Consider the following 24298-nt stretch of genomic DNA (forward strand, 5'->3'; position numbering starts at 1 on the left):
ATGCTTTCCACCCTCTTTATGCCTCAACAGGGCGAACGCTTTGCAAGAAGCTCTGTTGATTCAGCGTATTCAAAGATTCCAGCGTTACCTGCCTGGCCTCTTTATACTCTTCTGTATGGTTTTCCTCTGATCTGGGCTCTTGGCTTGGGTCAGTTTGCCCCTACTATTCTCGCCATCATCATGGTCTTCTATATGGTGGTGCGCAGAAACATCTTGGTCTACAAGACACAGTGGATTTGGTTTGCCCTTATTTTTTGGTGCGTGGTGTGTACAGTATCCCTTCACGGGGGTAGCGATATTTTGGCGTGGGGACTTCGTTGGGTAAATATTCTCAACGTAGGTATCTACGGCGTGTATTTCTTCAATGCACGTACATCTATCACCAATCAAGGGCTGATGGGCGGTCTTGTCACGGTCTGGTACACCGTGGTGATTTTGGGCTATTTGGCTTTGCTCTTCCCAGAGTTCCGCCTCACTACCCCTATGAGCTTTTTGCTTCCTGGCGGGTTGAAACAGAACGAATTGGTTCGTGACTACGTCATGCCACCGCTGGCTGAAATCCAGTTACCTTGGGGCGCTCCTGAGCCATATATTCGCCCGTCGGCACCGTTTCCTTACGCTAATAGCTGGGGTCTGGCGTTCACTTTCTTGACGCCGGTCGTGATTGCCACCTTGATGGCAGCCGATAAGCTTCGCACCAAAATTATTTTGGGTATCTCCATTATTTTGGGCTTGGTGCCTGCCATCGCTACCAGTAACCGTGGAATGTTCATTGGCTTGGGCATCGCCGTGGTGTATGTAGTGCTTCGCTATGTACTCAGCGGTAACTTGAAAGTCGCTTTCTACTCGGTGGTCGCTGCAGCGCTTGCTGTCGCAGGTCTGTTTGCTTCAGGTGCTATTGCCAAGATTCTTGGCCGCCAGGAATATTCAGATTCTACCGGCGGTCGTGCTTCGCTGTATCAGGCAACGTGGGACGCCGTCATGCAGTCGCCTGTGGTCGGCTACGGCACGTCTCGAATGAATGTATCCATTGGTATTTCTATGGGCACTCAGGGTTACCTGTGGGCTCTGATGTTCTGCTTTGGGTTAGTGGGGCTTGCATTGTTTGTCATCTTCATGCTTTCCTCCATCATCTCCACCTGGGATGTGCAGTCTGCAGCTGGGCTATGGATTCATTCGGTACCTGTCACTGCGATCTGCGTCTTTATCTTCTACAGCTTTGACATTATGCAGATGGCAGCCATGATGCTGTGTCTGACCATGATTATGAGATCTCAAGTTAATGGGGAGGGGATTTAATGCCCTCACTTGCTAAGAGCGGTGCATTTTCATCCCTCTTCGTAGTCTATGGAGCAATCGCGGCGTTCGTCGCTACCTTAGTAGTGACGCACGGGCTAGGCGAAGCTGGCGCGGGTCTATTTTTCCAGGTGATGGCGCTTTTCACGATTGGCACGTCGCTTTCGGTTTTTGGCTCGGACACGGGTTTGGTTCGTACGGTTTCTGCCCAGCGGGCGGTGGGTCGTTACTCGGCAATACCGCGTTTGATTCGTTTTGCGACTATTCCTTCGCTGTGCATTGCTATCGGGCTCACTGTAGTGGCACTCATTTATACTTTGCCGGCACTGACTCCGTCACTAGATCATGACTACCGGGTGGCAGTAAATGTCTCCGCACCGTTCTTGATTGCCGCTGCCGCCATGACAATTTGTTTTGGCGTGCTTCGCGGTCTCAACCGAGTGGTTACTTTTACCGCTCTCCAGAATGTTCTGCTACCCACTCTGCGCATTCTGGCAGTGTTGCTGGTAGTAAGCATGGCTGGCTCAATGTTGTCTTTGGCACTGGCATGGGCAATTCCTGTGGTGGTTGTTGGATTGATCGCCCTGGTCTTGGTTCGCAAATACATGCCGCGCGCTGAAGACGATGTCGCAGAAGGTAGCGTTCCTGCAGAGACCGCCAAAACCTTTTGGGGGTTTAGCGCCGCACGCGGTGTTTCTGCAGTGGTTGAATCCATCCTCGAATGGATCGACGTACTTTTTGTGGCAGCATATGGCGGCGTTGTCGCTTCGGGTATCTACGGCGCCGTCAACCGTATGGTGCGCATGGGCGTGATGGTAGAACACACCGGTCGAATTGTGACCGGTCCCTCTATCAGCGCGGCTATCGCCACCAACGAATTGGATAAAGCCCGTCGTATCTTTCTAGGAAACACCAGAGCCCTCATCGCAATTGGATGGCCCTTCTACATCACGTTGGCGTTCTTCGGACCTGTTCTCATGACCGTTTTTGGTCAGGGATTCGACCGGGGCGCAGGAATTCTCTGGGTGATCTGCCCTGCCATGATGATTATGATGGCAGCCGGCGGTGTCCAGTCAGTTCTACTGATGAGCGGTAAGTCGCGGTGGCAGCTCTATAACAAGCTGTCCTCGCTGGCTGTTTCGTTCATCCTAAATTTCCTCTTGGTACCTACCTATGGGATTTGGGGAGCAGTAACGGCATGGGCCGCAGCTATTCTGGTGGATACCGCTTTGGCTTCCTATGAAGTTCTGAAATTAGTAGGTATTAGCGCAAAACCCACCGAAATGTTCCCCATCATGCTTGCAGGCGTGGGGGTACCTCTTTTGGGCGCGCTAGGAGTGACTTGGTTCATGGGGATGGGCTGGGTTCAACTCTTTGTCTACGCGGCCATCGTGATTCCGATCTACGGCATCCTGCTCTACGTCTTTAGACACGCGATGGGCGTCGAGATGATTTTCAAATCTCGAAAAAAGAAAAAAAGAATTGGTAAACACTTTGCATCGAAAGAGAGCAACTAAACATGGCTAAAGTAGCAGCACGCAGAGCGAGTGGGGATTCGCAGCGTTCAAATCAGGCGGTAGGGGCAGTTTCGCTCTCCGACCAGCTCAAGAAGATGCTTCGTCATCCTTTGATTATTCTGACCGCCGTCATTATTGGCGCTATCTTAGGCGCCCTGGCTTCGGTTGCAGCAACTCCCAAATATCAAGCAACCGCTACCGTTTTGGCGACCCCCGTCTCGCCAGACCCCAATGCATTGGCAAGCAACCAGCTCACTCTGAAGATTGATACAGAAGCAGGCGTTGCCGCTTCTCGTGAAGTAGCTGAAGAAGCTGCTAAGGAAATCGACGTCAACGACCAAGGGCTCGTCTCACGTTTGGTACACAACGTTGAGGTAGCACCTCACTCCGGTACCGAAGTCATGGATATTACTGCAACTGCAGATAATCCCGAAGACGCAGCACTTTACGCTAACTCCATCGCGAAGTCCTACCTGAAGGTACGCACCGAAGCAGCACAGGAGCGCGTAGACGCCGCTGCTAAGGAAGCTAAGAAAGAACTGGATAATCTTCCTAAGGATTCTTCAGAGCAGGTCAAGGCAACTCTGACTGAAAAGCTTGCTCAGATTCAGCTGACTAACACTGAAGCTGGCCGTGTTATCAGCGAAGCTAAGGCTCCTCAGGCATCCCAGAACCTGGGCATGCTCAAGACTGCTTTGGTGGGTGCTTGCCTCGGTCTTCTCATTGGAGCTGTTTTGGCATGGATTGCAGACTCTCGTGCCCGCAAACTGGCTCATGCTGATCGTGCCGAAGAGGTTGTTCGGGGTCCTGTGTCTCACATTCGTCGCGGTTCCGAGGTTGAGGATACTCGCCGGGCACTGATGGCGTTGGGCGCTCCTGTCGGACATGTTTCTTCAGAAGATCACCGCGGAGTCATCGTCTACTCGCCGACCCCTCAGCTGGCAGAGCAGTATGCTTCGGTCGTGGGTGAATCTATTTCTCAGGAAAACGTTCATTTCACCGACTCCATCTCAACGGCGCTTTCCAATGAGCCGACATTCCAGGCAGTAGCTGATCAGCCAACCGTCGTTGTCGCTTCTCATGAAGCAGGGTTCTCTGAGGTTCTCTCAGCGGCTGAAAATCTAGGGGCAGCTCTTATCGTGGTGGATTCTTCCACCGATTCTGCACAACTTCGTGAATTTGCCCAGCTCGCAGCACGCACTTCACACGCCGATATCGAATACGTCTATCTGGCATCCTAAGCAACACATCTTTGGGGGATAACAACACAATGAAAGCACTCTATGTAGCGAGCGCGGGCGGTCACCTTGCCCAGCTCATCGCTATTGATAAGTTCTGGAAACAACACGATCGCACCTGGGCAACTTTTGAGCTACCTGAGGTAAAAGCGGCGTTGGACGGCGAGAAGATTGATTGGGTTTATTTCCCCACTACTCGCAACATTCCAAATGCCGTGCGCAATGTGGGAGTCGCTTGGCGTACTCTGCGCAGGGAGAAGCCCGACGTCGTCATCACGTCTGGTGCTGCTGTCGCAGTTTCTTTCTTCGCAGTGGCAAAGATTCTAGGCATTCGCACTGTCTTTATCGAAGCTTACGATCGCATCACGATGCCGACAATGAGCGGACGCTTATGCTACCCCATGAGCGACCTTTTTGTTGTTCAATGGGAAGAGCAACAGAAGGCATTCCCCGAGTCGGTTAATATCGGCGCGATTATGTAGCTCCCTCGCTCTTTGCTTACTCACTCCATCTCTTAGAAAGTAGATTAATCGCATGGCAACACGCAGCGATCCCCAGAAACCTGTGGAAGAGGACGTGCCTCATTACGATCTTGTGGTTTCCATTGGAACTGACTATCACAAATTTGATCGATTGGTAGGTTGGGTAGAGTCTTACCTGACTCAGCATCCTGAGGTAACTTGCCTCTTTCAGCATGGTTTTACGGAAGGCCCCCGTAATTCCACCGACAACGTAGACCGCATGCCTCGTAAAGATCTGCTTAAGATCTACGAGAATGCTACCGCCGTACTGGTGCAGGGCGGCCCCGGTTCAATTTTGGACGCGCGCGAAGTCGGAGTTATTCCAATTTCTGTTCCTCGCCAGGCTGAGCTTGAGGAAGTGGTAGATAACCACCAGGTTGAGTTCTCCAAGGTGATGCAGTCTTATGGTGAGACAGTTATTGCTCAGGATGCCAAGGACCTGCACCAGAAGCTAGATGATGCTTTGGCGAACCCAGAGAAATATCGTGGTTCCCGTCGTCGTCCTGGTGCTGACGAAGCATCGGCTCGGCTTTCCGAGGTTTTTGAAACTTTTGCCCCCTCCCCCGGCCACGACGTACGCAAGTTTGCTCGTCGTTGGAAGCAAGTAGTTTTGGGAATCGTCGGAGAGAAGTTTTCTCGTTAGTCTGAGATAGTTTTGGCGGCATAACCTATTCCGCCAGGTTCTAGAGGGCTTGATGATTTCTACAGGGCGCTCAATGCGATAGCTTATAGCTCATATCGTGTTGGGCGCCTTGTGCGTATTCCGTATAAGATATTAGAAGATAGAGCACCGATGGGTGCTTTCATTTCATAGAGAGGTACGTGTTATGGCTGTTAATGAAACAACCACTGTAAACGCAACTGTTGATCAGGTTGCACAGGCTTTTGCATCTGAGGATTTCGCACGTTTTGTGTGCGATAAGTTGAAGATTGGTTTTGAAGGTTTCTCAGTTGACGGCGATCCTTCGGGTGCTTTTACCGCGACCTCAACCCGTGCGGTGAGTGCAGATCGTGTTCCTGATATGGCAAAGAAGTTTGTCTCTAAAGGTCTGAAGATGACTCAGGTTGATTCTGTTTCTGCGCCCGCTGCAGATGGTGCGCGCACCGTAGAATCAGAAATCAACGTTACGGGCATGCCTGTGACCGCTAAGGCTTCACAGCAGTTGGTTCCTCAGGGCGAGCAGACCGTTATTAATGTTTCCGGTGAAGTTTCCTGTGGTATTCCTTTGGTGGGCAAGAAGATTGCTGCTGCCGCTGAGCCTTACGTGGGTAAAGTAATGACTAAACTCGGTGGTTACATCGAAGAGTGGCTTCAGCAGAAGTAATTTCCGGTTTTAAACCTATAAATCTTAAAGCTCAAGGGCGGTTCCTGAAAATTCAGGAACCGCCCTTGAGCTTTAGCTATTAGATTTTATGCTGCGTTGGGGGTGAGCGCTGCAAGAGCTGCGCGCAGCTTAGTAGAAGAAGTGTGTGCGGTGTAGGGGAAGTACACGACGTTCACGCCTACCGCAGCAAAGCGGTCTTCGAGATCTTTACCCTTTGGAGTGCCTTTCCAGTCATCACCCTTGAAGAAGGTGTTGAATTTGACTGATTCCCAGGTCTCTAGCTTATCCTTGACGGTCTCCGCGCGTACTTCGTCCACGAAGTCGATGTGGGAGACAATTTCCATGCGTTCTGCCAGAGGCACAATAGGCTTGCGACCCTTGGTCAGTTCTAGCATTTCGTCTGAAACCACGCCTGCGATGAGGTAGTCGCAGTTCTTTTTTGCTTCACGGAGGATATTAAGGTGTCCTACGTGGAAAAGATCAAAAGCGCCTGCTGCGTAACCGATATTCATAAATTCCCTTAGTCAAAAAACGAGTGTGCGAATAATATTACGCCACATAGGAGCTGACATACCGAAACCTCTTGCGCCTAGTTTGGTGGACAGTATACCCCCTTTCGTGAGCGGATGGGGTCAAAATATGATGCCGTTCATGCTGGTGGGTCACATATTATCTTGGCACGCATCCTGACGGCAGTTGCATCTCCTGCTGCAACCGCCGTCATCTATACAGGCTGAAAAAGTTTACTTCGCTACAGTGGCTTCTTTGGTGGCTTCTTCAGCCGCAACCCACGAAAGCATTGCACATTTGACGCGTGCTACGAATTTCGAGACACCTGCGAAAGCAGCGGCGTCGCCAAAGTACTCTTCATCGGGTTGAATCTGCCCGCGCGAGCGCAACATTTCGCGGAATTTGTCCACCATCTCCTGGAATTCTCCCAAGCTCATTCCTGGAGCCATATCGGATAGAACTGAGGCAGATGCCATCGAGATGGAACAGCCGTCCCCTTCCCACGATACTTTTTCAATGGTCTGGCGGTCATCCGAGAGCTCAACGCGGAGGTTAATCTCATCGCCGCAGGTGGGGTTGTACTGGTGGTTATCGGCGCTGGCATGCGTGCCGGGATCTACGAACCCTTCACCGGTGCGCTGCTTGGAATGGTCAAGAATAATCTCTTGATATAGGGACTCGAGTCCGCTCATCGTTACTCCTAGAAAAGCTTGATATTAGTCGTTGATGCCAAAGTAGGGGCGCACTGTGGCGAGGGATTGCAAGAACCGGTCGACGTCGTCGGTGGTGTTGTAGATGTAACCCGACGCGCGGGTTGAGGCGTTAATCCCCATCGCCCGGTGAAGCGGCTGTGCGCAGTGGTGTCCTACTCGAACGGCGATACCTTCGGTATCAAGAATCTGTCCGACGTCGTGTGGGTGCACGCCGTCGACGTGTACTGCAGCAACTCCGGCTCGCTCCATACCGACGGCCGGCCCCAGCAGGCGCACACCGCTTATTTCACTGACGCCTTGAGCCAGACGTTTGCCCAGTTCTGCTTCCCAGGCGTGAACGTTTTCCATGCCGAGGTGGCCCAGGTATCGTACCGCCTCAGCAAGTGCAACCACCTGAGATACCTTCTGGGTACCTGCTTCAAAGCGGGTGGGAGGCGCCATGAATTCAGCTTCTGTCATGGTGACTTTGGTGATCATAGAACCACCGGTCAAGAAAGGTGGCATATCTTTGAGGAGCTCGCTCTTACCGTATAGAACGCCGATACCGGTTGGCGCGAGCATCTTGTGACCTGAAAAGGCAGCAAAATCTACATCTAGTTCGCGGAAGTTGACCGGCATGTGAGGTACCGACTGGCACGCGTCGAGCACAATAAATGCGCCTGCTTGGCGACCTAATTTCACCAGATAATCGACGTCTGTAATCGATCCCAGCACATTAGACACATGGGTAAAAGCTAGGACTTTGGTGCGTGCGGTGATGACCTTTTCGGCTTCCTCATAGTTGAGGGTTCCGTCTTCAAGCACTGGAATCCAGCGCAAGGTAGCACCGGTTTTCTTGGCAAGCTGCTGCCAAGGAATGAGATTCGCGTGGTGTTCCTGTTCGGTCACAACGATTTCGTCACCCTCTTGGAGCGCAAATTTTTGGGCAGCTTCTCCCCCGAGCCCTTCAGAAGCATTCGCAAAAGAATAGGTCACCAGGTTCAGCGCTTCAGTAGCATTTGCCGTCCACACAATGTCGTTTTCACGGGCGCCAACGAACTCGGCAACTACACGACGGGCCTCTTCGAAGAGGTCAGTCGATTCCACAGCCAGGGTGTGTGCCCCGCGGTGAACCGCTGAGTTAGCACCCGTGTAGAAGTTCCGTTCGGCATCCAAAACCTGAACCGGGTTCTGGCTGGTAGCACCGGAATCGAGGTAGGTGAGCGGGTGACCATTCACTTCCAGAGAAAGAATGGGGAAGTCTTGACGAAGCTTCATCACGGTTTCATTGTTCAGAGGGGTACTCTCTGGCAAAGCGTATTTAGTGCTCACGTGCTCTTCCTTTTATTGACGATTATCTACGCGTGTTCATGCTCTCTTGGCATAACGACATATTTTTATAGCTTATTCCCCGCGCGCAAAATTGTGTAGTAAGGGCAAGCTCAGTTGAGAACACCTACCCCCCTAGCGGCACGGCGTCTGGCAAAAAATTTATGATGCCGAGTGAAATTTCTGTTGGGCTGCTACCAGACCATCGGAAATCAGCAATTGGACGGCGTCTGCGGCATTACCCACTAAGAAAGGAAGCTCTTTTGCTTCCGTAGAGGAAAAGGGCTTCAGCACAAAATCTGAGACCTGCATCCGCCCGGGTGGACGCCCGATTCCAGCACGGACTCGGTAATAATCTTTTGTGCCCAGCGCCTTAGACATATCGCGCAGTCCATTATGACCGCCCTCTCCCCCACCGATTTTCAGCTTGATTGTGTCAAAAGGGATGTCCAGCTCGTCATGTACCGCAATAATTTTCTCTGGATTAATGCCATAGAACTGTGCAAGCCCCGCCACCGGCCCACCTGAGGTATTCATATAAGTGAGCGGCTTTGCCAAAATAACTTTGGGCCCGCCCATGCCCAGGCGTCCCTCTAACACCATTGCTCGGGCTTTATGCCGCTTGAAAGAGCCGCCCACCTCAGTTGCTAACTCATCGATAACCATCTGCCCAATATTATGGCGAGTCTTTTCGTATTCAGCGCCCGGGTTCCCCAAGCCCACAATCAACCATGCGTCGCTCATCTTTTCTCTTTCCCTAGAGCTTTCAGTTATATCAGCTAGTTTACGTTTTAGATTTTCCAGCAAAGAATTCTCCTCACAAGAATGGCCCGCACCTGCTCTGCAGGGTACGGGCCATCTCTCACACCAATGGTGTTCTAGCTTGAAGCTAAAACATTAGTCCTGGGAGTTGTCTGAATCGTGTGCTTCGCCAGCCTGATCTGATTCTTCAGATGCCTCGACGACGTCGCCCTCAGGAGCTTCAGGTTCGATGGGGTTGCCATCTTCGTCCAGCTCAATGGGGTTACCTTCAGCGTCGGTTTCGCCTTCTTCACCGGGCTCAGGAACGTCAAGTTCCTGGGGCTCGGATACGTTAACAACGAGCAGTTCTTCGTCTGCAACGAGGGTAACGCCAGAGGGAAGCTTGATGTCGCCGGCAAGAACGTGCTCACCGATGTTGCGGCCTTCGATGTCAACAACGATTTCTTCGGGAACCTTGAGTGCGTCAACCTCAACCAGCAGTACGGTTTCTTCCTGGTTAGCGATAGCTTCTTCAGCAACTTCACCCTGAACGGTCAAAGGTACTTCAACCTCAACGCGTTCGCCGCGCTTCACGAGGATGAGGTCCATGTGCTGGATTTCAGGACGAATGGAGTGGCGCTGAATGTCCTTGATCATAACGAGGGTGGAATCACCTTCGATGTCCAGGTCAAGAATAGCGTTCGCGTTACGTGCTGCAAGGGTGGTTGCGTGACCGGGCAGTACAACGTGCTTGGGCTCTTCACCGTGGCCGTAGATTACTGCGGGGATGTCGCCAGCCATGCGGATGCGACGTGCGTAGCCCTTGCCAAAGTCTTCGCGCAGGGTTGCTGCGAGTTTGGTGGTATCTGCCATGAGATACTCCTTTCACTGGATATTTATTGCGCCAAGCAGTGCACTGACGCCAGAAAATAAATTCCAGTTCAGCCACCGTCGGTCTCGGACCTACCGGAGTTTCCTCACGATATTCCACCGCCTTGGCTGTTGTTCTACTGTGTGAACAACTCTCCTATTATGACGGGTTCACACCGAAAATAGCAAGATAACCCAAGCAACCTTCGGCGAGTTCTACTTCACAATCTTCTAGTGTTCCCGAAGATACGTTTCCAATGCCTCTTCGTGAGAGCGCGGGGTGAAACCTGCTACCGCGATCTTCTCCAAACTCAATGCAGAGTTGGTGGGGCGGGGAGCAAATGTTTCTACGTTGGCAAAATACTCTGCGGTAGAGGTAGGAGAGACTCGCCCGCCGTCATGCCCTGAAAGTTCAAAGACCTGAGTTGCAAGATCTGCCCACGAGATAACGGGACCAGAGTTGGTGACGTTATAGATGCCGTACTCCGCCCCGGAATCTAGCAAGTGAAGTGCGGCAGTAGCTAGCTCTTGCGTGAAAGTGGGGCGCCCAAACTGATCGTTGACGACCGCCGGATTGATTCCACGCTCCGCCAACGATTGCATGGTTCGCACAAAATTCTTCCCATCACCAATCACCCAGGAGGTACGCACTACAAAATGCCGCGGCGCACCCTGAGCAGCAAATTCACCGGCAGTTTTAGATTGGCCATAAACGCCCAAAGGAGAGACCGGATCTGTCTCAGCATATTTTTGTCCCACCGGTAGCGTTCCATCAAAGACGTAGTCGGTGGAAAAATGCACCAGTGGAATTCCAGCGTCGCGAGCAACCTGTGCAAGCGCAGAAACTCCCGTGGCATTGGCAGCCCACGCCGCGCGTCGTCCTTCAGGGGTTTCTGCATCGTCAACGGCGGTGAAAGCCGCAGCATTGATGATGCCGCGCATTGAACGCCATCGATACCGGTCAACCCACGCCGAAGGATTAGCCAGGTCAATTTCAGCTCTACCTGCAGCGATGAAAGGAATATTCTGCTCGGTCAACTGACGCTGCAATTCTTTTCCGAGTTGCCCACCGGCACCGACGATGAGAAGTGGCGCGGGCTGAACGGGTTGGATATCTGCTAACCGCGGATGATTCTTGTCTTTTTCTGATAATTCCGCTTGTTCTAGCGGAATCGGCCACGAAATATTCACCGTTTCATCCGCAAGGTTAAGGAAGGAATACTCCCCCTGAGCGTCTGCCGACCAATGGTCGTTCACCAGGTAGGTATAGGCAGTGTTGTCTTCTAAGGTTTGAAAGGAATTCCCGACGCCACGAGGAACGAACACCGCCGTATCAGGACCCAGCTCAACGGTAACGGTTTTACCCAAAGAATCCCCAGCGCGGAGATCCACCCAAGCACCAAAAATCTTGCCCGTGGCAACTGAAACAAATTTATCCCAGGGCTCAGCGTGAATACCGCGAGTTGTTCCACGAGCCGCATTGAAAGAAATATTATTCTGCACCGGTCCAAAATCGGGAAGACCTAGCGCAACGAGTTTCTCCCGTTGCCAGTTCTCTTTGAACCAGCCCCGGTTATCGCCGTGGACCGGCAAATCGATAATGAGCAGACCTGGGATATCGGTGGTGTGTACCGCTAACTCTTTAGTCATGTTTTACTGGCCTACCTTGGAATATTTAGCTTCAACCTCAGCTTTGAGAGGTTCCCACCAGTCTCGGTTCTCGGCGTACCATTCGATCGTGTTTTCCAACCCCGACTCAAAATTGGTAAATCGTGGCTCCCACCCCAGCTCTTCTCTCAGCCGAGAGCCATCGATGGCGTACCGCAAATCATGCCCGGGGCGGTCAACTACATGGTCAAAAGCGTCTTCGGGCTGACCCATCAGGCGCAAGATAGTGCGCAATACCGTGATGTTATTTTCTTCGCCGTTGGCACCAATGAGATAGGTCTCCCCCAGCTTGCCTTTTTCCAAGATAGTCAGCACCGCAGAGGAGTGATCCGAGGCGTGGATCCAGTCACGAACGTTCAACCCTTCTCCATACAACTTGGGCCTAATACCCGAAAGAATATTGGTGATTTGGCGGGGAATAAATTTTTCGATGTGCTGGAAAGGCCCGTAGTTATTCGAGCAGTTAGAGATAGTTGCCTCGATGCCGAACGAGCGCATCCACGCGCGCACGAGAAGATCTGACCCCGCCTTAGTAGATGAATAGGGCGACGACGGATTGTAGGGAGTTTTTTCCGTGAATTTGGCGGGGTCATCCAGTTCTAAATCACCAAACACCTCGTCGGTGGAGATGTGATGGTAGCGAGTCTTATACTCACGTACGGCTTCTAACAGGGTAAAAGTTCCGATGAGATTGGTATGGATGAACGGCGTGGGATCGTTCAGAGAGTTATCGTTGTGGGATTCTGCGGCGTAGTGGACAACGGCATCGGCTTCGTCCACCAAGGGGTCTACAGTATTTCGGTCTGCGATGTCCCCCTTAACTAATTCAAATCGCGAAGGGTCCAGCCCCTCCAAAGACTTCTCGTTAGCTGCGTACGTCATCTTATCGAGCACCGTCACAGAATGGTCTGTGTTCTCTAGAAGGTGGTGAACAAAGTTTGAACCGATGAAGCCGGCTCCGCCGGTCACTAAGATTTTTCCCATGCTTTATATGGTACGGGAGATAATATTTATTGACTCACTTATGAATTGAAATGTTTTATTGATTCTCGTGACACAATATGAATCATGAAGGGAATTATTCTAGCTGGTGGCACAGGCAGTCGTCTCCACCCCATTACTTTAGGTATTTCTAAACAGTTGACTCCTGTTTACGACAAGCCCATGATTTACTACCCGCTCTCCACCCTGATGCTTGCGGGAATCCAAGACATCCTGATTATTACCACCCCCGAAGATCAAGACCAGTTTCACCGCTTGCTCGGTGACGGCTCTCCATTTGGCGTGAACTTTTCCTATAAAGTTCAGCCTTCTCCGGACGGACTTGCACAAGCTTTCATTCTGGGCAGAGAGCACATTGGCAACGAACCTGTAGCTCTCGTCCTCGGCGACAATATTTTCTATGGCCCTGGGCTGGGAACCCAGTTACGCAAGTACAACAAGATTGATGGCGCAACTGTTTTTGGTTATCGCGTGGCAGATCCTCGCGCCTACGGCGTCGTCGAATTCGATAGTAATTTTAAAGCTATTTCAATTGAAGAAAAGCCCGAAATTCCTAAAAGTGATTTTGCCATTCCCGGTCTTTATTTTTATGACAACGACGTCGTAGAAATCGCCTCAAATATTGCACCTTCACCACGCGGCGAATTAGAAATTACCGACGTGAATCGGGTTTATTTAGAGAAAAATAAATTGCAGGTTGAGGTACTTCCCCGCGGCACCGCGTGGCTTGATACCGGAACTTTTGATTCACTTGCCGATGCCACCAACTTCATTAGAACGGTGCAAGCCCGGCAAGGGTTATCCATCGGATGCCCTGAAGAAATTGCATGGCGTATGGGCTATATAGATGACAAGCGCCTGGAGGAACTTGCATCTCCTTTGGTCAAAAGTGGCTACGGTCGCTACCTACTCGGTCTCCTCAAGAAATAAGTTACGTTTCCCAAGGTTCTTCAAAGTTCTCTTTCGCTGGGAGAAACATTGAGGAACTTATGAAAAATCAGCATCTGCTATGAAAGGCATTACTTTTCTTTTGAACAAATGCCTGTCCCCTACTTAGGGAACAAAACTGGTGCTAAGATTGCCCTAAAATCAGTCCGCACATCGCTTGCTTCCACCCTCAAAAGGTTCTTTTATGACAGTTCTAGATTTCGTGCGCATGGTACGAGTCAATGCCAAATATTTGCTTATTGGCACGCTCGTAGGTGCTCTCCTCGGGTTCGGCTATTCCCTCTTACAGCCTAAGGTCTACGCGTCGTCGGCTACCGGATACGTCACCGTCGGTGAATCAACCGGAATTGGCGATGTCATTTCAGGTTCCAGCGCCGCTAAAGATAAGGCAAGCTCCTATCTGGCTTTGGTTAGCTCCGGCCCTGTTGCCGATGAAATCGTCAAGCAGAACCCCAATATTGGGATGAGTGCTGAAGAAATCAAGGGTCATTTGACGGCATCGCTTGAAGGCGATTCAGCCCTCATGAAAGTTCAGGCGACAGCTTCTAGCCCCGAAGCCGCACAGACTCTAGCAAACACCTCGCTTTCGGCTACCGCCAAGGTAGTGAATGACCTCGAAGGTTCTACCACCGTGCGCGTGGTCCCTCTCGACGACGCTACGTTGCCTGGCGCTCCTTCAAGCCCCAACACTAAACTCAATGTGCTTGCCGGTGCTCTCGCAGGTCTAGTACTTGTCTTCGCAGCGATCTTCTTACGGAAAGCAATCGACGTCAGGGTTCGTACTCGCGACGACGTCGCCAAAGCCACCAAAACTGGTGTTCTGGGTACTCTCCCCGAGACCGAACAGCTCTCTGAGAAGAACCTTTTGACGAACCAGGACGATCACACGTCGCAAGAGGCAATTCGTCAGCTTCGCACGAACCTTCGTTTTGTGAACGTGGATAACCCACCTAAGTCTGTTTTGGTTACCTCTTCAGAACCGGGTGAAGGTAAGTCCACCGTTTCGACCTCCTTGGCTCGTTCACTCGCTGAGTCCGGCCAACCGACCATCTTGATTGACGCCGACCTTCGCCGTCCTACTATCGGCAAGAAGTTCAATATTGATGCAAAGATTGGTCTGACCCAGGTACTAGCAGGGCAAGTTGAACTTGCTGAGGCAGTGCGCCAGTACGAAGATAGCCAGCTCTTCCTTTTGCCTGCTGGGCGTATTCCGCCTAACCCTTCAGAGTTGCTGGGTTCGGACAAAATGCGCCAGCTAGTGAAAGAACTCTCCAGCGAGTTCATGGTCATTGTAGACGTTCCGCCGCTCCTGCCCGTTACCGATGCTTCGTTGCTTTCCTCCGCAGTTGACGGAGTTATCTTGGTGGCTACAGTGGGCAAGACCCGCAAGGAACACCTTGAAGAAGCTGCCAACATGCTCAATAAGGTGGGTGCGGCCCTCATCGGCGTTGTCATCAACCGTACTCCGCTGAAGGGCCTAGGAAACTCCTACTACGGCTTTGGCTATGCAGGATATTACGGCGGCTACTCGTCTTACTATGGCGAGGACGCTTCGAAGAGTTCCAAGAAAAAACGCGGTAGCAAAAGAGCTACACGCAACAAATAATATGTGAAGATAGTGCGGAGCAAGAGGGAATGCTCCGCACTATTTTCTTACACACAGCTATGAATACTGCCTCACTTTTAGAGAAACATATATGGGGAACAATGCCAGAAAAATTGCCTGATGAAGTCTCCGTACCATTGCCAGCCCGGATTCGTTTATCGCATGCTTATTTTCAGAATTTGGCGAATGCAAACGACATCGACTTGCTTCATGTCAAGGGATATGCCTTTGGTACGGAGGTGTATGCACCCAACCGCAATAGCACCGATGTAGATTTACTGGTGCGACCTGCGCATGTGGCGCGATTTTTATACTTGCTGAAAAAAGATGGCTGGCGCTCGTTGACGACGTTTGAAAGCGGCTCGATTTTCGAGCACGCTGCGACTCTTTATCACCCCTCCTGGGGACTCACAGACGTCCATAGATACTTTCCCGGAATCAATTTCTATGACCAGGCGGGTGCATTTGAGAAGCTGTGGGAAAAGCGTCGTCTCAAGCAAATTGCGCACTTTGACTGCTACGTTCCGCAACTCGTTGACTGCCGAAATATTGTTGTAGTGCATGGCGCGCGTTCTACTGGACATGGACTACATAGCGATGTGCTGCATTTGCAGAGAACTTTGACTGACGCGCAGTGGCAGGAAATGCGCGAACGAATTCGAGAGTTTAATTCTGAGATTGCTTTTGATGCTGCCCTTGGCGATATTGAAAAGCACCGCGGAAATAGACAGTACCTGTTCTGGAAATCCGCGGCAGAGCCAACGCCCCTTCCGCTGCAGTGGTTAGGGCGTCTACAGCGCGCTGAAGGGTTGAAGCAAAAGCTGCATGTGCTTACGAATATCGCTGAAATCAATGATGACCATTTGGCGATGACTTTGGGCCATGAACCTACCCATCAAGAAAAACGACATCTCTTTTTCGAACGTTTTGAGAGGATTCTCCGGTGGAAAAACAAATAGACCCCCTCTACTTGCGGGCGGAACACACCGCGTTCGTATACGAGACTGATCTCGATGACAGCCAAGAAGGCTCAGACAAGCTCTATCTTGCTAATCTGCTGACCTCTGAGCTTCTGGTACTTGAAGGGTCTGGGCCAGTAATCTGGGATCTTCTGGATGAACCTAAAACAGCGAATACGCTGATGACACAAGTGGCAGAGACATTTGAGGTTTCTGTAGAAACGGTAGAGGGCCCTGTACTGAGTTTTCTCAGCAGTTTAGAAAATCAAGGTTTCGTGCAGCACTAAACGGCATTGTCTCTCCCCTCCTAGAGATCTCCCATTTTCTCTTGGAGTTTCTTCTTAAACCAGTGTTCAGAAAATCTATCCGAATAGTCGTGAATAGCTACGCAATCCCATTCACGACTATCAAACTGAACCAGTCCCGCTCGCACATGGTCGACGTCAGGCGATTGAATAAAGATGCCGTTGATATCTTCGCGGATAGTATCTAAATACCCGCCAGCTTGTAAGGCGATAGTAGGTTTGCCAAAGGAGCCCGCTTCCAATGGGGTAAGCCCAAAGTCCTCGTACGATACCGCTAAAAGAGCCCGGCAGTTTTGGTAAGCGTAACGTAGCTGGGCATCAGAAATGTTACTGGCAAACTGAACGTTCTCAGGCGCCATCTCGTGGAGTTCCTCAGCCATAGGACCGTCGCCTACTACCAGCAATTTTTGGTTGAGCCCGGCAAACGCTTGGACAGCCACGTCAACGTTCTTATAAGGCAAAAGCCGGGAGACCACCAAGAAATAATCCCCGTCCTTCATGAATTCTTCCAGTTCAGGGAGGGGTTCTATGCCTTTTTCGCTGGGAATAGAAAAGGGTGGGAAAATAACTTCGGATTCCTTACCACCGTAAACAGCTTCTATACGTTGCTGAATGGTCGTTGAGTTAGCCGCATATGGGCCAGCATGACGCGCAGCGCGTTGGTCCCAGAGAAGCAGAGCTGGCCGTAGGAAACGCAGAACAAAGCTCATGACTTTTCCCGTGTGATCTCCTAAATACTGATCAGTAAGGTAGACCCAGCGTGCTGGTGAATGACAGTAAATGAAGGATTTCTCCGCAAAATTGAACCCGTGCGCCCAACCCGTTGACGATACAAGTGTTTTACGAGCAGGTACTTTCAAAAGGGAAGATGCTAATGGCAAAAGAGGTAGCGCTGCCCGATGGTTTTTACGAAAGAATTTGATGCGGTTCAGGGGCGATACGACGATCTTAGCGTTCTTGAACTCGGGATAGGTTTTCTCGGGGTCGTAGAGGGTCGTATATATGGTCGCTTCAGGGAAAGCACGGTGCATAGCAAGTACTACCCGCTCCGCTCCCCCACGCTGGGTGAGGTAGTCGTGAGCAATCGCAATTTCTTCAGTTGCTGCGGGGGGCGCCAAAAGGTTTTGAAAGAAAATAAAGGGGGATGGCATGGGGATTAGAAAACTTTCCGTGCTCGTGAGGGATATCTGATACCGGCATAAGCAGATGCTTCTACGAGTAGCGAAATAAGCTTTTCGGAGATTTTGTGCGGAAGGTTGTCCGCAATCTTATCGATGGTATTTCCGGCGATTTCAATATTTTTTTCGGTAGCAAGTTTTGCAACACTCTTGACGGCGGTCCCCCAAATCCCTGCTGGGTCTAGGTTCTTCAGTACGTCGGTGCCGTGTTTTTCCACGAAGAGGGAACGAGCTGCGCCCGAGTGTAAGGCACGGGTAGCACGTGAGGCAGTTGTAGTCGCCGCGATATGGTGTTTCGTAGCGAGCTCAGGATCAATCAGAACCTTCACTCCAGTTTTGTGCATTAGATAGCCAAAATCGACATCTTCCCAACCATATAACCTGTATCGCTCATCATAACCACCGATCTTATTAAATATCTCTCTTGTTAGTGAAACATTGCCTGCCCAAAACATCCAAGAGTCCTGATCAGTACTTTGGTAAGCATCCTCGCGAAATTTTTTGTCTCTATAACGACCGTAAGCTCTTGCGTAAGGAGTCTCCGGATAGTTATTGAGATACAACCCAATAACTCCCACCTCGGAATTACATTTCTGATGATGAGAGATATGCTTCTCAATGTAATCGGGGCTGGGTTCGAGATCGTCGTCGCAACGAATCAGCACATGAGCATCTGCTGCCTGATGACCGGCGTTGAGGGCTTTGGAACGCCCCTGGTTCTCTTCAAAAACGATCGCTTCAATATTGAGAACGCCGCGCTCTTTGTACTGTTGCACTACCTGGGCAGAGCCGTCAATATCACCATCGCACACCACAATGACCTGAAAGTCTTTTTCTGTCTGCTGCTCCAGCGCATCAAGCGGAAAATGTAGCTTGGCGGCTCCCCCCCGTGTGGGAATAATGACGGCAGCTTTATACAGAGTCATCATGTCTACTTTCGTTGGTCATCAATTGAACAAGCTTTTTGGTTATTCTTAGAGAATTTCTAAGAGTAATTCACGAAGATGGGCCTTACCAGCCTCAGGCGAAAACTCTTCTTGCCAGCGCCAATAACTGGAGTTAATGATTTTCTCTGTCTCTGCAGGATCATTTTCGAGTTGATCAGTGACTTCTAAAATTTTCTCCGCAAGACTATGAACATTGTTTCTTTCAAATATCCAGGGATAATCCTTCCCCACAACTTCTGGCAAAGCACCGGCGTCAGATACGAGTAATGGTTTACGACCACTCATGGCTTCAGCGGCTACTAGTCCAAATACTTCATCCCAGACCGAAGGAACAACAATTATGTCAACAATTTCATAAAATTTGGCAGGATTTGTTTTTCCAATCTGACTGCAATCTGCCCCTAAACTTGTGAGGGCTTTAGACACCACATTTCTTTCAGCGGCGTCAATAAAATCTGATTCACCTGCCACAATAAGTTGAAAGTGAAAGTTCGATTCCCTATTCAAATGATAAATAGCATTTGCCAAGATATCCGTACCTTTTATAACTGAAGGGCGTCCAATAAATCCTATTTTCACAGGAGACGATACTTTTGATTTGCCAAGTTGCCCAGTAATTTCATCTACCCAATTATGAAAACTTCGTGTTTTTTTTACTACCTGAGATCCGAAATCGCTAGGTATAAGGGTTACCAATGCGTTTCTTTGGGCTGGTTTAACTAACCAACGAGACATACCTTGAGGCACTTGATGCAGATGCACAATTCGGTTCTGATGTCCTGCAGTAGCAAATGCGGGAACTAAACCATTGCACCACAAAAGTCCTTTACGCGAACGCTGATCCCAGATTCGAAGGTGGGCCATGTATTGCTTGCGCGTAGTGGCGGGAAGACAAACTACATCAAACCCTTCATCTGCTGCAGCTTCCACCACTTCTGAGGGAGAAGCAGGACCTACAATAGTGACCTCGTGTCCTAAAGAACGCAGCGCTCTGGCGATATTGAAAAGCATAACTTCGCCCCCGCCGATATCACCATTGTTTGTAGCAATATTTATTTCCTTTGGCATGGCTTAAATATTTACTCCCTGAGTATGCGTGGAAGGAGCAATCCTAAATTCATGACCGATCGTATTTGTCTTGGGACGACTACAGTAAAGTAATGCCAACCCCATGACAAGACCCCAGGGCATAGTAAGAAATACCTCGCCCAGACGCCATCCACAAATCATGAGCAAGACGGTGGCGCCTTCTGCATACATCGACCGAGTTGATCGTGTCTGCTTCATCAAGAACGCAGCATAAATAGTCGCCCCAACTATGAGAAGCAGATAAATCCAACCGCCTTCAATTATCAGAGTCCAAAAAGAATTGTGAAAGAAAAAGGTTCTATCCTCTACCTCCACAAAAGCCTGTCCGAGTCCTAGACCATGCCACGGTGCAGCATCGATTTTAAGCTGAGAAGCGTGGTCAATACGGCTTCTCAGTAAATCGGTACCAGTACGATCAGCGAAAGCTCCTGCCTGTGCAAAATTGGTTTCAAGAAAATCAACCAGTCGCACCATGAAAATTGCTAATAACGCCTTAAAAACAATGTTTAATCGTCTCGCTGTAAAAATCCATACAAGAGCCAGCCCAAATCCTGCAATAGATGTACGCGATCCTGTGAGCCATAAAATCCCCGTAAATATTATTACCGTCAGAATCTTGTGCCAACGCTTGGACAAAACTGCTAACAGCAAAAGCCCTAACGTTGCATAATATAGTCCCGAGACATTCTTATCAGCTAGCCATCCCGTTAAGAAACCAGGGTAATAGTCAGGAGCTATACCTAGATAATATGCTGGAACATTGATTAAAGAGCTGAGTGTCATTCCAAATATGAGTGATTTAAAATCGATTCGTCCATCGGCAATAAAAACTGCTACAAAGAAAACACCTAGGATACGAATTATGCGACGTAATATTTCTCCATTTGTCGATATTCCTAGAACAGCAGAATCAAAGGTAACCCATAGAAGCCCAAAAATCACAAGGAAAACAAAAAGAGCTATCTTAGGAACATCATTCTTAGGTCTTCTTAAGAAGCCAATGCCCGCAAGCAAAGTTCCTGCAAGAGTGGCCAAAGGCAAACCAGCTACAGAGTAGGTGAAGATTATCATTGTCATTCCCAGGAGGAAATCTACAATCACAATCTTGCCTGTAGAGTCAGCCAGGTCATGCAGTTCAGTAGAAGCACGCTCTTTCCAGGTGCGGTGCTGTTTCTCTTGTTGCGTCATCGCCGTCATTTTTGCTTCTCCTTGCGATAACTTTCAGCTATCTTGATCGCCATCTCCGTTGAACTGAGCCACTCAAATGATTTATGTCCAGGCTCATTCAGCTGTTGTTTAATTCTTTCTACTACAGCTTGTCGCAAATTCTCATGCCCTATTTCTGCAAGCGAGGGCACTAATTCGCTCTCCTCAAGAATTTCTGCGTTTCCACCGACGTCGGTTGCTACTATCTTCAGTCCGAGTGCCTTCGCATCCAACAGTGTGTACGAAAGGTTCTCCCAGACAGATAGTTGAACCAGTACATCCGCTCTGCTCATAGCCTCGGATGCATCTACAAAACCTGGAAAACGCACTGCATCCGAGATTCCTAGCCGCGCAGCTAACGCCTCCAGCCGAGCCAGTTCGGACCCCTCACCCGCTATTTCTAGGGTTGCTCCCCCCAATTCTTTGCGGAGTTCAGCAAACGCCTCAATCAAGACTTCTAACCCTTTCTCGGGTGCAAGACGAGCCAGCGAGAGAATATGAGGATTTTTCGACGTAACCCTACTTATATTCATTGCGGTCTGAGGAGCATCAACGCCATTGAAAATAACTTCAACATTGCGAGCGCCCCATTTGCGTTTCATTTGATCCTCGGTTGATTGGGATACCGCAATGGCATGATTGGTGAGCATCAAGCGCGCTCGATGAATGAGTTCCCTTCCGCGCGCTTTCAGGGGGCTGGAATGATAGACAGCATCATTTCCTGCAATGCCGTGTTCAGTGGTAAAGAGAGCCGGAACGAATGTCTCTCGCTGCACGATACGCCGTAAACGTCTGCTGACTACCACTGCGCATGCAACGATATCGGCATAGGCAAGGTGAGAGTGGACGACGGCGGGACGCAGTTGCTCTATCTGTTGGTTGAGTATATTGAACGACTTGATAAAGCCTGCAGAAGTGCCAAATTCACCGCGAATAGCACTGTTCCCCAGCTCATCAAGTGTATTCGCTAGAGCACCGTCGGCCACAAGAACTTTAAGTTCATAACCGGGTAGCCCGGTGCGAGCAACATCCGTTGCGTGCCGGGCTACACCGCCAAATTCAGGAACCGGGATTGCCCACAGGGCTACCGGTAGTGAATTTTCTACAGCCACTTTTCCAACCGATCAAGCGCGGTAAAGAAACCTTCACCGTTATTGATGTGACCCTGCCAAATTTCAGGGATAAATGATGAAGTGGGGCTCAATTCGCGCAGTTGCTTACCCAGTGCAGCCCAGTCGACGTCACCTTCGCCAACCTGCACGCCTTCGCCATCCACACCAACGCCGTCGACCAGGTGAAGGTGGATGGTACGAGGTGCCAACAAATCAACGGCTTCAGAAAGGGGCATCTTCAGGGAGTTTGCGGCAAGCATGGTGTGGGAGATATCCAGGCACAAATCCACATCGTACTTCTCGGCAAATTCTGCTGTATCCCGCGGGTCGAGGAAGAGGTTGTGGAACTGTTGACCGCCCATCAGCCAGGGGTAAGGAGGCAGGGTCTGTGCGGCGATTCGAACACCTTGTGTGTTCAAGCGGGAGAGCGCTTCCCCAATACGGTCGTATTTTTCGGCACGTGCAGCGGGCGCAATATGTCCGTCTTTGGTGAAGCCCCCCATGGTCACCACCATGACCGGGTCATCGTCGAGAGTGAAGTACTTCTTCAAATCCCGGGTGATATCGATGGTGCGCTGAACCTCAGCAATTGAACGTTCCCAAATCTCTTTGTCGGCTGATGCCAAATCAACCAAGAAATCCCCAGCGAAAAGGTCTGGCAGATGGGTGGTGAAACTCATCGGCAGCTTCTCGTTAAAGACCTCATCAATATCAATCTCAAGGTCCTTGTAGGAGAAGTGGAATTCTAGGAAGTCCGGATTAGCCTCTTCAATCAGCGGCTTATAGTCATGGTAGCGAACAGGCAAGCCCCAGGGGCGGTCAAAGGTGAAGTCGCGGCGGGTGACCAAGTCATCTTTCAAATCACCTTCGTAGAAGAACGAACCGGCTTCTACTTCACGTGCCATGGTGCGTCCCACCAACTGTGAAAGGTAGTTGGGTTGCAAGCCGCGACCGGGCGACTTAACCTCAACGTCGGCTTCAGTCACGACGTCGCCCTTCGCGATAGTGCGGGTAGCCACCAACGATTTAGCCAGGTTCACGCGGTTCATCAACTCACCGGTTGAAACTTCGCGCGGTGCAGAAGTACCAATGGCTTCTTCGATATCGCGAATTTGCGTGACCATCGCTTTGAACTCATCGGGAAGAAGCGAAACTGTGTGGTCGTTACCTTCCAGAGTCTTGTCTGTGGTGAAGTGTTTTTCAATGATTTTTGCCCCGCGTGCCACCGCAGCGAGGGGAACATGAAAACCGCGTTCATGGCCTGAATAGCCAACAAGGCATTGGCCGATTTCTGCCAAGCGGTCCATGTATGCCAGGTTGACGTCCTTAAACGGCGCGGGGTACGTGGACTGGCACTGGAGCAAAGCGTAAGAAGCGCCCTGATTTTGCAAGAGTTTGACCGACTCGCGGATTTCTTCTTCGCGGCTCATGCCGGTAGAGACCATCATAGGTAGTCCGCGCGAAGCGACGTCGCGAAGTAGCTCGTGGTTGGTGAGGTCAGCAGAGGCAATTTTCATGCCGGCAATGCCGTAGTCAACAAGAGCCTGAACTGATGGAGCGTCCCACGACGTGCACATGATATCCATGTTGTGCTGTTTGACGTGGTCAAACACTTCATACATCTGATCCACCGAGAAGCTGAAGCGGGAGAGCAAGTCGAGAGTATATTGAACGCCTAAATCTTCACCGGCTGACTTTGAGCCCTTCTGGCGGTAGAGGGCTTCCATGTCACGCAACTGGAATTTCACGGCGTCGGCGCCAGAAGCAACTGCTAGATCAACCAAACGCTTGGCGAAGTCGACGTCGCCCTGGTGGTTGTTGCCAATTTCAGCAATGATGAAGGACGGCTTGTCCTCCGCAATTTCGTGCTTACCAATGCGCAGAACGTTCTGCTCATTCATGGCAATGGCAACGAGGTGGCCCCACTCGTCGATGAGAGGAAGATGGGAGATACCCTGCGCAAACTCACCGTTGAGAACAGCGGCATCGGTATCAATCGGGTAGCTACGCACGTTCTTGTTCGCCACCTGAATAGCTGAGGTTTCCAAAGATTCTGCCGGATTTGCGATGAGCCAGCGGCGGAAGTCACCATCGGAAAGCGAACCCTGCAACATGCCCGATTCGTTCACTAAGAAAATTATGCGCTGCTGATTAGCGGAAATTTTCTGAAGAGCTGTAAGAACGGGGTCTTCTGAGAAAACGACGAAGGGGGTGGTATTGCGTTCAATAATCATGGGGG

Annotated in this window: 23 protein-coding genes; 10 read left to right on the forward strand and 13 right to left on the reverse strand. The window is 50.5% G+C overall.

What is annotated here, in order from left to right; genetic code table 11:
* The 6 genes from IDM48_RS08615 to IDM48_RS08640 all read left to right on the forward strand — a co-directional run bounded on the left by IDM48_RS08615 (position 1) and on the right by IDM48_RS08640 (position 5897).
* Positions 1-1299 (forward strand): O-antigen ligase family protein, encoded by a 1299-nt coding sequence (locus IDM48_RS08615; protein WP_238397945.1) that lies wholly within the window; start codon positions 1-3, stop codon positions 1297-1299.
* A complete protein-coding gene (locus tag IDM48_RS08620; RefSeq protein WP_190616953.1) occupies positions 1299-2813 on the forward strand; it encodes an oligosaccharide flippase family protein in 1515 nt (504 codons plus the stop codon). Before IDM48_RS08615 ends, IDM48_RS08620 begins: the two co-directional genes overlap by 1 nt.
* Positions 2814-2815: 2 nt before the next feature.
* On the forward strand, positions 2816-4054 hold the full coding sequence (locus IDM48_RS08625) for a YveK family protein (protein WP_190616955.1): 1239 nt from the start codon (positions 2816-2818) through the stop codon (positions 4052-4054).
* Positions 4055-4083: 29 nt separating this feature from the next.
* Positions 4084-4533, forward strand: coding sequence for a glycosyltransferase family protein (locus IDM48_RS08630; RefSeq protein WP_068172725.1), 450 nt, complete (start codon positions 4084-4086; stop codon positions 4531-4533).
* A 52-nt stretch (positions 4534-4585) separates the two neighbouring features.
* The gene (locus IDM48_RS08635) at positions 4586-5215 is read left to right on the forward strand and encodes a glycosyltransferase (RefSeq protein ID WP_068172722.1); all 630 of its coding nucleotides are present in this window, start codon (positions 4586-4588) and stop codon (positions 5213-5215) included.
* Positions 5216-5399: 184 nt separating this feature from the next.
* On the forward strand, positions 5400-5897 hold the full coding sequence (locus tag IDM48_RS08640; protein WP_068172720.1) for a DUF2505 domain-containing protein: 498 nt from the start codon (positions 5400-5402) through the stop codon (positions 5895-5897).
* A gap of 86 nt (positions 5898-5983) precedes the next feature.
* Here the strand turns inward: IDM48_RS08640 and IDM48_RS08645 are convergent, their stop codons facing one another.
* The 7 genes from IDM48_RS08645 to rfbB all read right to left on the reverse strand — a co-directional run bounded on the left by IDM48_RS08645 (position 5984) and on the right by rfbB (position 12691).
* Positions 5984-6409, reverse strand: coding sequence for an FAD synthase family protein (locus IDM48_RS08645; RefSeq protein ID WP_068172717.1), 426 nt, complete (start codon positions 6407-6409; stop codon positions 5984-5986).
* A gap of 231 nt (positions 6410-6640) precedes the next feature.
* The gene (sufU, locus tag IDM48_RS08650; protein ID WP_068172714.1) at positions 6641-7099 is read right to left on the reverse strand and encodes a Fe-S cluster assembly sulfur transfer protein SufU; all 459 of its coding nucleotides are present in this window, start codon (positions 7097-7099) and stop codon (positions 6641-6643) included.
* 24 nt (positions 7100-7123) lie between these two features.
* Positions 7124-8377 carry a SufS family cysteine desulfurase gene (locus tag IDM48_RS08655; protein WP_190618730.1) on the reverse strand — a complete coding sequence of 418 codons (1254 nt, stop codon included), beginning with the start codon at positions 8375-8377 and terminating at the stop codon, positions 7124-7126.
* A 213-nt stretch (positions 8378-8590) separates the two neighbouring features.
* Positions 8591-9172, reverse strand: coding sequence for an aminoacyl-tRNA hydrolase (pth, locus tag IDM48_RS08660; protein ID WP_190616957.1), 582 nt, complete (start codon positions 9170-9172; stop codon positions 8591-8593).
* 153 nt (positions 9173-9325) lie between these two features.
* Positions 9326-10042: a 50S ribosomal protein L25/general stress protein Ctc gene (locus IDM48_RS08665; protein WP_190616959.1), complete on the reverse strand. Its 717-nt coding sequence runs from the start codon at positions 10040-10042 to the stop codon at positions 9326-9328.
* 228 nt (positions 10043-10270) lie between these two features.
* Positions 10271-11689 (reverse strand): dTDP-4-dehydrorhamnose reductase, encoded by a 1419-nt coding sequence (gene rfbD / locus IDM48_RS08670; RefSeq protein ID WP_190616960.1) that lies wholly within the window; start codon positions 11687-11689, stop codon positions 10271-10273.
* 3 nt (positions 11690-11692) lie between these two features.
* Positions 11693-12691: a dTDP-glucose 4,6-dehydratase gene (gene rfbB, locus IDM48_RS08675; RefSeq protein ID WP_068172702.1), complete on the reverse strand. Its 999-nt coding sequence runs from the start codon at positions 12689-12691 to the stop codon at positions 11693-11695.
* A gap of 84 nt (positions 12692-12775) precedes the next feature.
* On the opposite strand from rfbB, the gene rfbA reads away from it, so the two are divergent.
* The 4 genes from rfbA to IDM48_RS08695 all read left to right on the forward strand — a co-directional run bounded on the left by rfbA (position 12776) and on the right by IDM48_RS08695 (position 16509).
* The gene (gene rfbA, locus IDM48_RS08680) at positions 12776-13639 is read left to right on the forward strand and encodes a glucose-1-phosphate thymidylyltransferase RfbA (RefSeq protein ID WP_190616962.1); all 864 of its coding nucleotides are present in this window, start codon (positions 12776-12778) and stop codon (positions 13637-13639) included.
* 202 nt (positions 13640-13841) lie between these two features.
* Positions 13842-15263, forward strand: a complete 1422-nt coding sequence (locus IDM48_RS08685) for a tyrosine-protein kinase domain-containing protein (protein ID WP_190616964.1) — start codon at positions 13842-13844, stop codon at positions 15261-15263.
* A 101-nt stretch (positions 15264-15364) separates the two neighbouring features.
* A complete protein-coding gene (locus tag IDM48_RS08690) occupies positions 15365-16222 on the forward strand; it encodes a nucleotidyltransferase family protein (RefSeq protein WP_151147519.1) in 858 nt (285 codons plus the stop codon).
* Entirely contained in the window at positions 16207-16509 is a 303-nt protein-coding gene (locus tag IDM48_RS08695; protein WP_151147517.1) for a PqqD family protein, read from the forward strand. The genes IDM48_RS08690 and IDM48_RS08695 overlap by 16 nt, the downstream gene beginning before the upstream one ends.
* A 20-nt stretch (positions 16510-16529) precedes the next feature.
* Here the strand turns inward: IDM48_RS08695 and IDM48_RS08700 are convergent, their stop codons facing one another.
* Genes IDM48_RS08700 through IDM48_RS08725 form a run of 6 tightly spaced genes read right to left on the reverse strand, consistent with a single transcriptional unit; the run spans position 16530 to position 24293 of the window.
* Positions 16530-17678, reverse strand: a complete 1149-nt coding sequence (locus IDM48_RS08700) for a glycosyltransferase (protein WP_190616965.1) — start codon at positions 17676-17678, stop codon at positions 16530-16532.
* Positions 17679-17683: 5 nt separating this feature from the next.
* Positions 17684-18634, reverse strand: a complete 951-nt coding sequence (locus IDM48_RS08705) for a glycosyltransferase family 2 protein (protein WP_238397946.1) — start codon at positions 18632-18634, stop codon at positions 17684-17686.
* 45 nt (positions 18635-18679) lie between these two features.
* Entirely contained in the window at positions 18680-19720 is a 1041-nt protein-coding gene (locus tag IDM48_RS08710) for a glycosyltransferase family 4 protein (protein WP_190616967.1), read from the reverse strand.
* Positions 19721-19723: 3 nt separating this feature from the next.
* Positions 19724-20938 carry an O-antigen ligase family protein gene (locus IDM48_RS08715; protein ID WP_190616969.1) on the reverse strand — a complete coding sequence of 405 codons (1215 nt, stop codon included), beginning with the start codon at positions 20936-20938 and terminating at the stop codon, positions 19724-19726.
* The gene (locus IDM48_RS08720; protein WP_190616971.1) at positions 20935-22059 is read right to left on the reverse strand and encodes a glycosyltransferase; all 1125 of its coding nucleotides are present in this window, start codon (positions 22057-22059) and stop codon (positions 20935-20937) included. The genes IDM48_RS08715 and IDM48_RS08720 overlap by 4 nt, the downstream gene beginning before the upstream one ends.
* Complete coding sequence (locus IDM48_RS08725) at positions 22050-24293, reverse strand: N-acetylneuraminate synthase family protein (RefSeq protein WP_190616973.1); 2244 nt, start codon at positions 24291-24293, stop codon at positions 22050-22052. Before IDM48_RS08725 ends, IDM48_RS08720 begins: the two co-directional genes overlap by 10 nt.
* Positions 24294-24298: the final 5 nt, after the last annotated feature.

The organism is Rothia amarae (assembly GCF_014705945.2).
Lineage (GTDB): Bacteria > Actinomycetota > Actinomycetes > Actinomycetales > Micrococcaceae > Rothia > Rothia amarae.

What these genes read in the sequence shown, in the direction of transcription:
- IDM48_RS08615 (WP_238397945.1), top strand. Translation starts at nt 1, where the DNA reads ATGCTTTCCACCCTCTTTATGCCTCAACAGGGCGAACGCTTTGCAAGA.
- IDM48_RS08620 (WP_190616953.1), top strand. Translation starts at nt 1,299, where the DNA reads ATGCCCTCACTTGCTAAGAGCGGTGCATTTTCATCCCTCTTCGTAGTC.
- IDM48_RS08625 (WP_190616955.1), top strand. Translation starts at nt 2,816, where the DNA reads ATGGCTAAAGTAGCAGCACGCAGAGCGAGTGGGGATTCGCAGCGTTCA.
- IDM48_RS08630 (WP_068172725.1), top strand. Translation starts at nt 4,084, where the DNA reads ATGAAAGCACTCTATGTAGCGAGCGCGGGCGGTCACCTTGCCCAGCTC.
- IDM48_RS08635 (WP_068172722.1), top strand. Translation starts at nt 4,586, where the DNA reads ATGGCAACACGCAGCGATCCCCAGAAACCTGTGGAAGAGGACGTGCCT.
- IDM48_RS08640 (WP_068172720.1), top strand. Translation starts at nt 5,400, where the DNA reads ATGGCTGTTAATGAAACAACCACTGTAAACGCAACTGTTGATCAGGTT.
- IDM48_RS08645 (WP_068172717.1), bottom strand. Translation starts at nt 6,409, where the DNA reads ATGAATATCGGTTACGCAGCAGGCGCTTTTGATCTTTTCCACGTAGGA.
- sufU (WP_068172714.1), bottom strand. Translation starts at nt 7,099, where the DNA reads ATGAGCGGACTCGAGTCCCTATATCAAGAGATTATTCTTGACCATTCC.
- IDM48_RS08655 (WP_190618730.1), bottom strand. Translation starts at nt 8,377, where the DNA reads ATGAAGCTTCGTCAAGACTTCCCCATTCTTTCTCTGGAAGTGAATGGT.
- pth (WP_190616957.1), bottom strand. Translation starts at nt 9,172, where the DNA reads ATGAGCGACGCATGGTTGATTGTGGGCTTGGGGAACCCGGGCGCTGAA.
- IDM48_RS08665 (WP_190616959.1), bottom strand. Translation starts at nt 10,042, where the DNA reads ATGGCAGATACCACCAAACTCGCAGCAACCCTGCGCGAAGACTTTGGC.
- rfbD (WP_190616960.1), bottom strand. Translation starts at nt 11,689, where the DNA reads ATGACTAAAGAGTTAGCGGTACACACCACCGATATCCCAGGTCTGCTC.
- rfbB (WP_068172702.1), bottom strand. Translation starts at nt 12,691, where the DNA reads ATGGGAAAAATCTTAGTGACCGGCGGAGCCGGCTTCATCGGTTCAAAC.
- rfbA (WP_190616962.1), top strand. Translation starts at nt 12,776, where the DNA reads ATGAAGGGAATTATTCTAGCTGGTGGCACAGGCAGTCGTCTCCACCCC.
- IDM48_RS08685 (WP_190616964.1), top strand. Translation starts at nt 13,842, where the DNA reads ATGACAGTTCTAGATTTCGTGCGCATGGTACGAGTCAATGCCAAATAT.
- IDM48_RS08690 (WP_151147519.1), top strand. Translation starts at nt 15,365, where the DNA reads ATGCCAGAAAAATTGCCTGATGAAGTCTCCGTACCATTGCCAGCCCGG.
- IDM48_RS08700 (WP_190616965.1), bottom strand. Translation starts at nt 17,678, where the DNA reads ATGCCATCCCCCTTTATTTTCTTTCAAAACCTTTTGGCGCCCCCCGCA.
- IDM48_RS08705 (WP_238397946.1), bottom strand. Translation starts at nt 18,634, where the DNA reads ATGATGACTCTGTATAAAGCTGCCGTCATTATTCCCACACGGGGGGGA.
- IDM48_RS08710 (WP_190616967.1), bottom strand. Translation starts at nt 19,720, where the DNA reads ATGCCAAAGGAAATAAATATTGCTACAAACAATGGTGATATCGGCGGG.
- IDM48_RS08715 (WP_190616969.1), bottom strand. Translation starts at nt 20,938, where the DNA reads ATGACGGCGATGACGCAACAAGAGAAACAGCACCGCACCTGGAAAGAG.
- IDM48_RS08725 (WP_190616973.1), bottom strand. Translation starts at nt 24,293, where the DNA reads ATGATTATTGAACGCAATACCACCCCCTTCGTCGTTTTCTCAGAAGAC.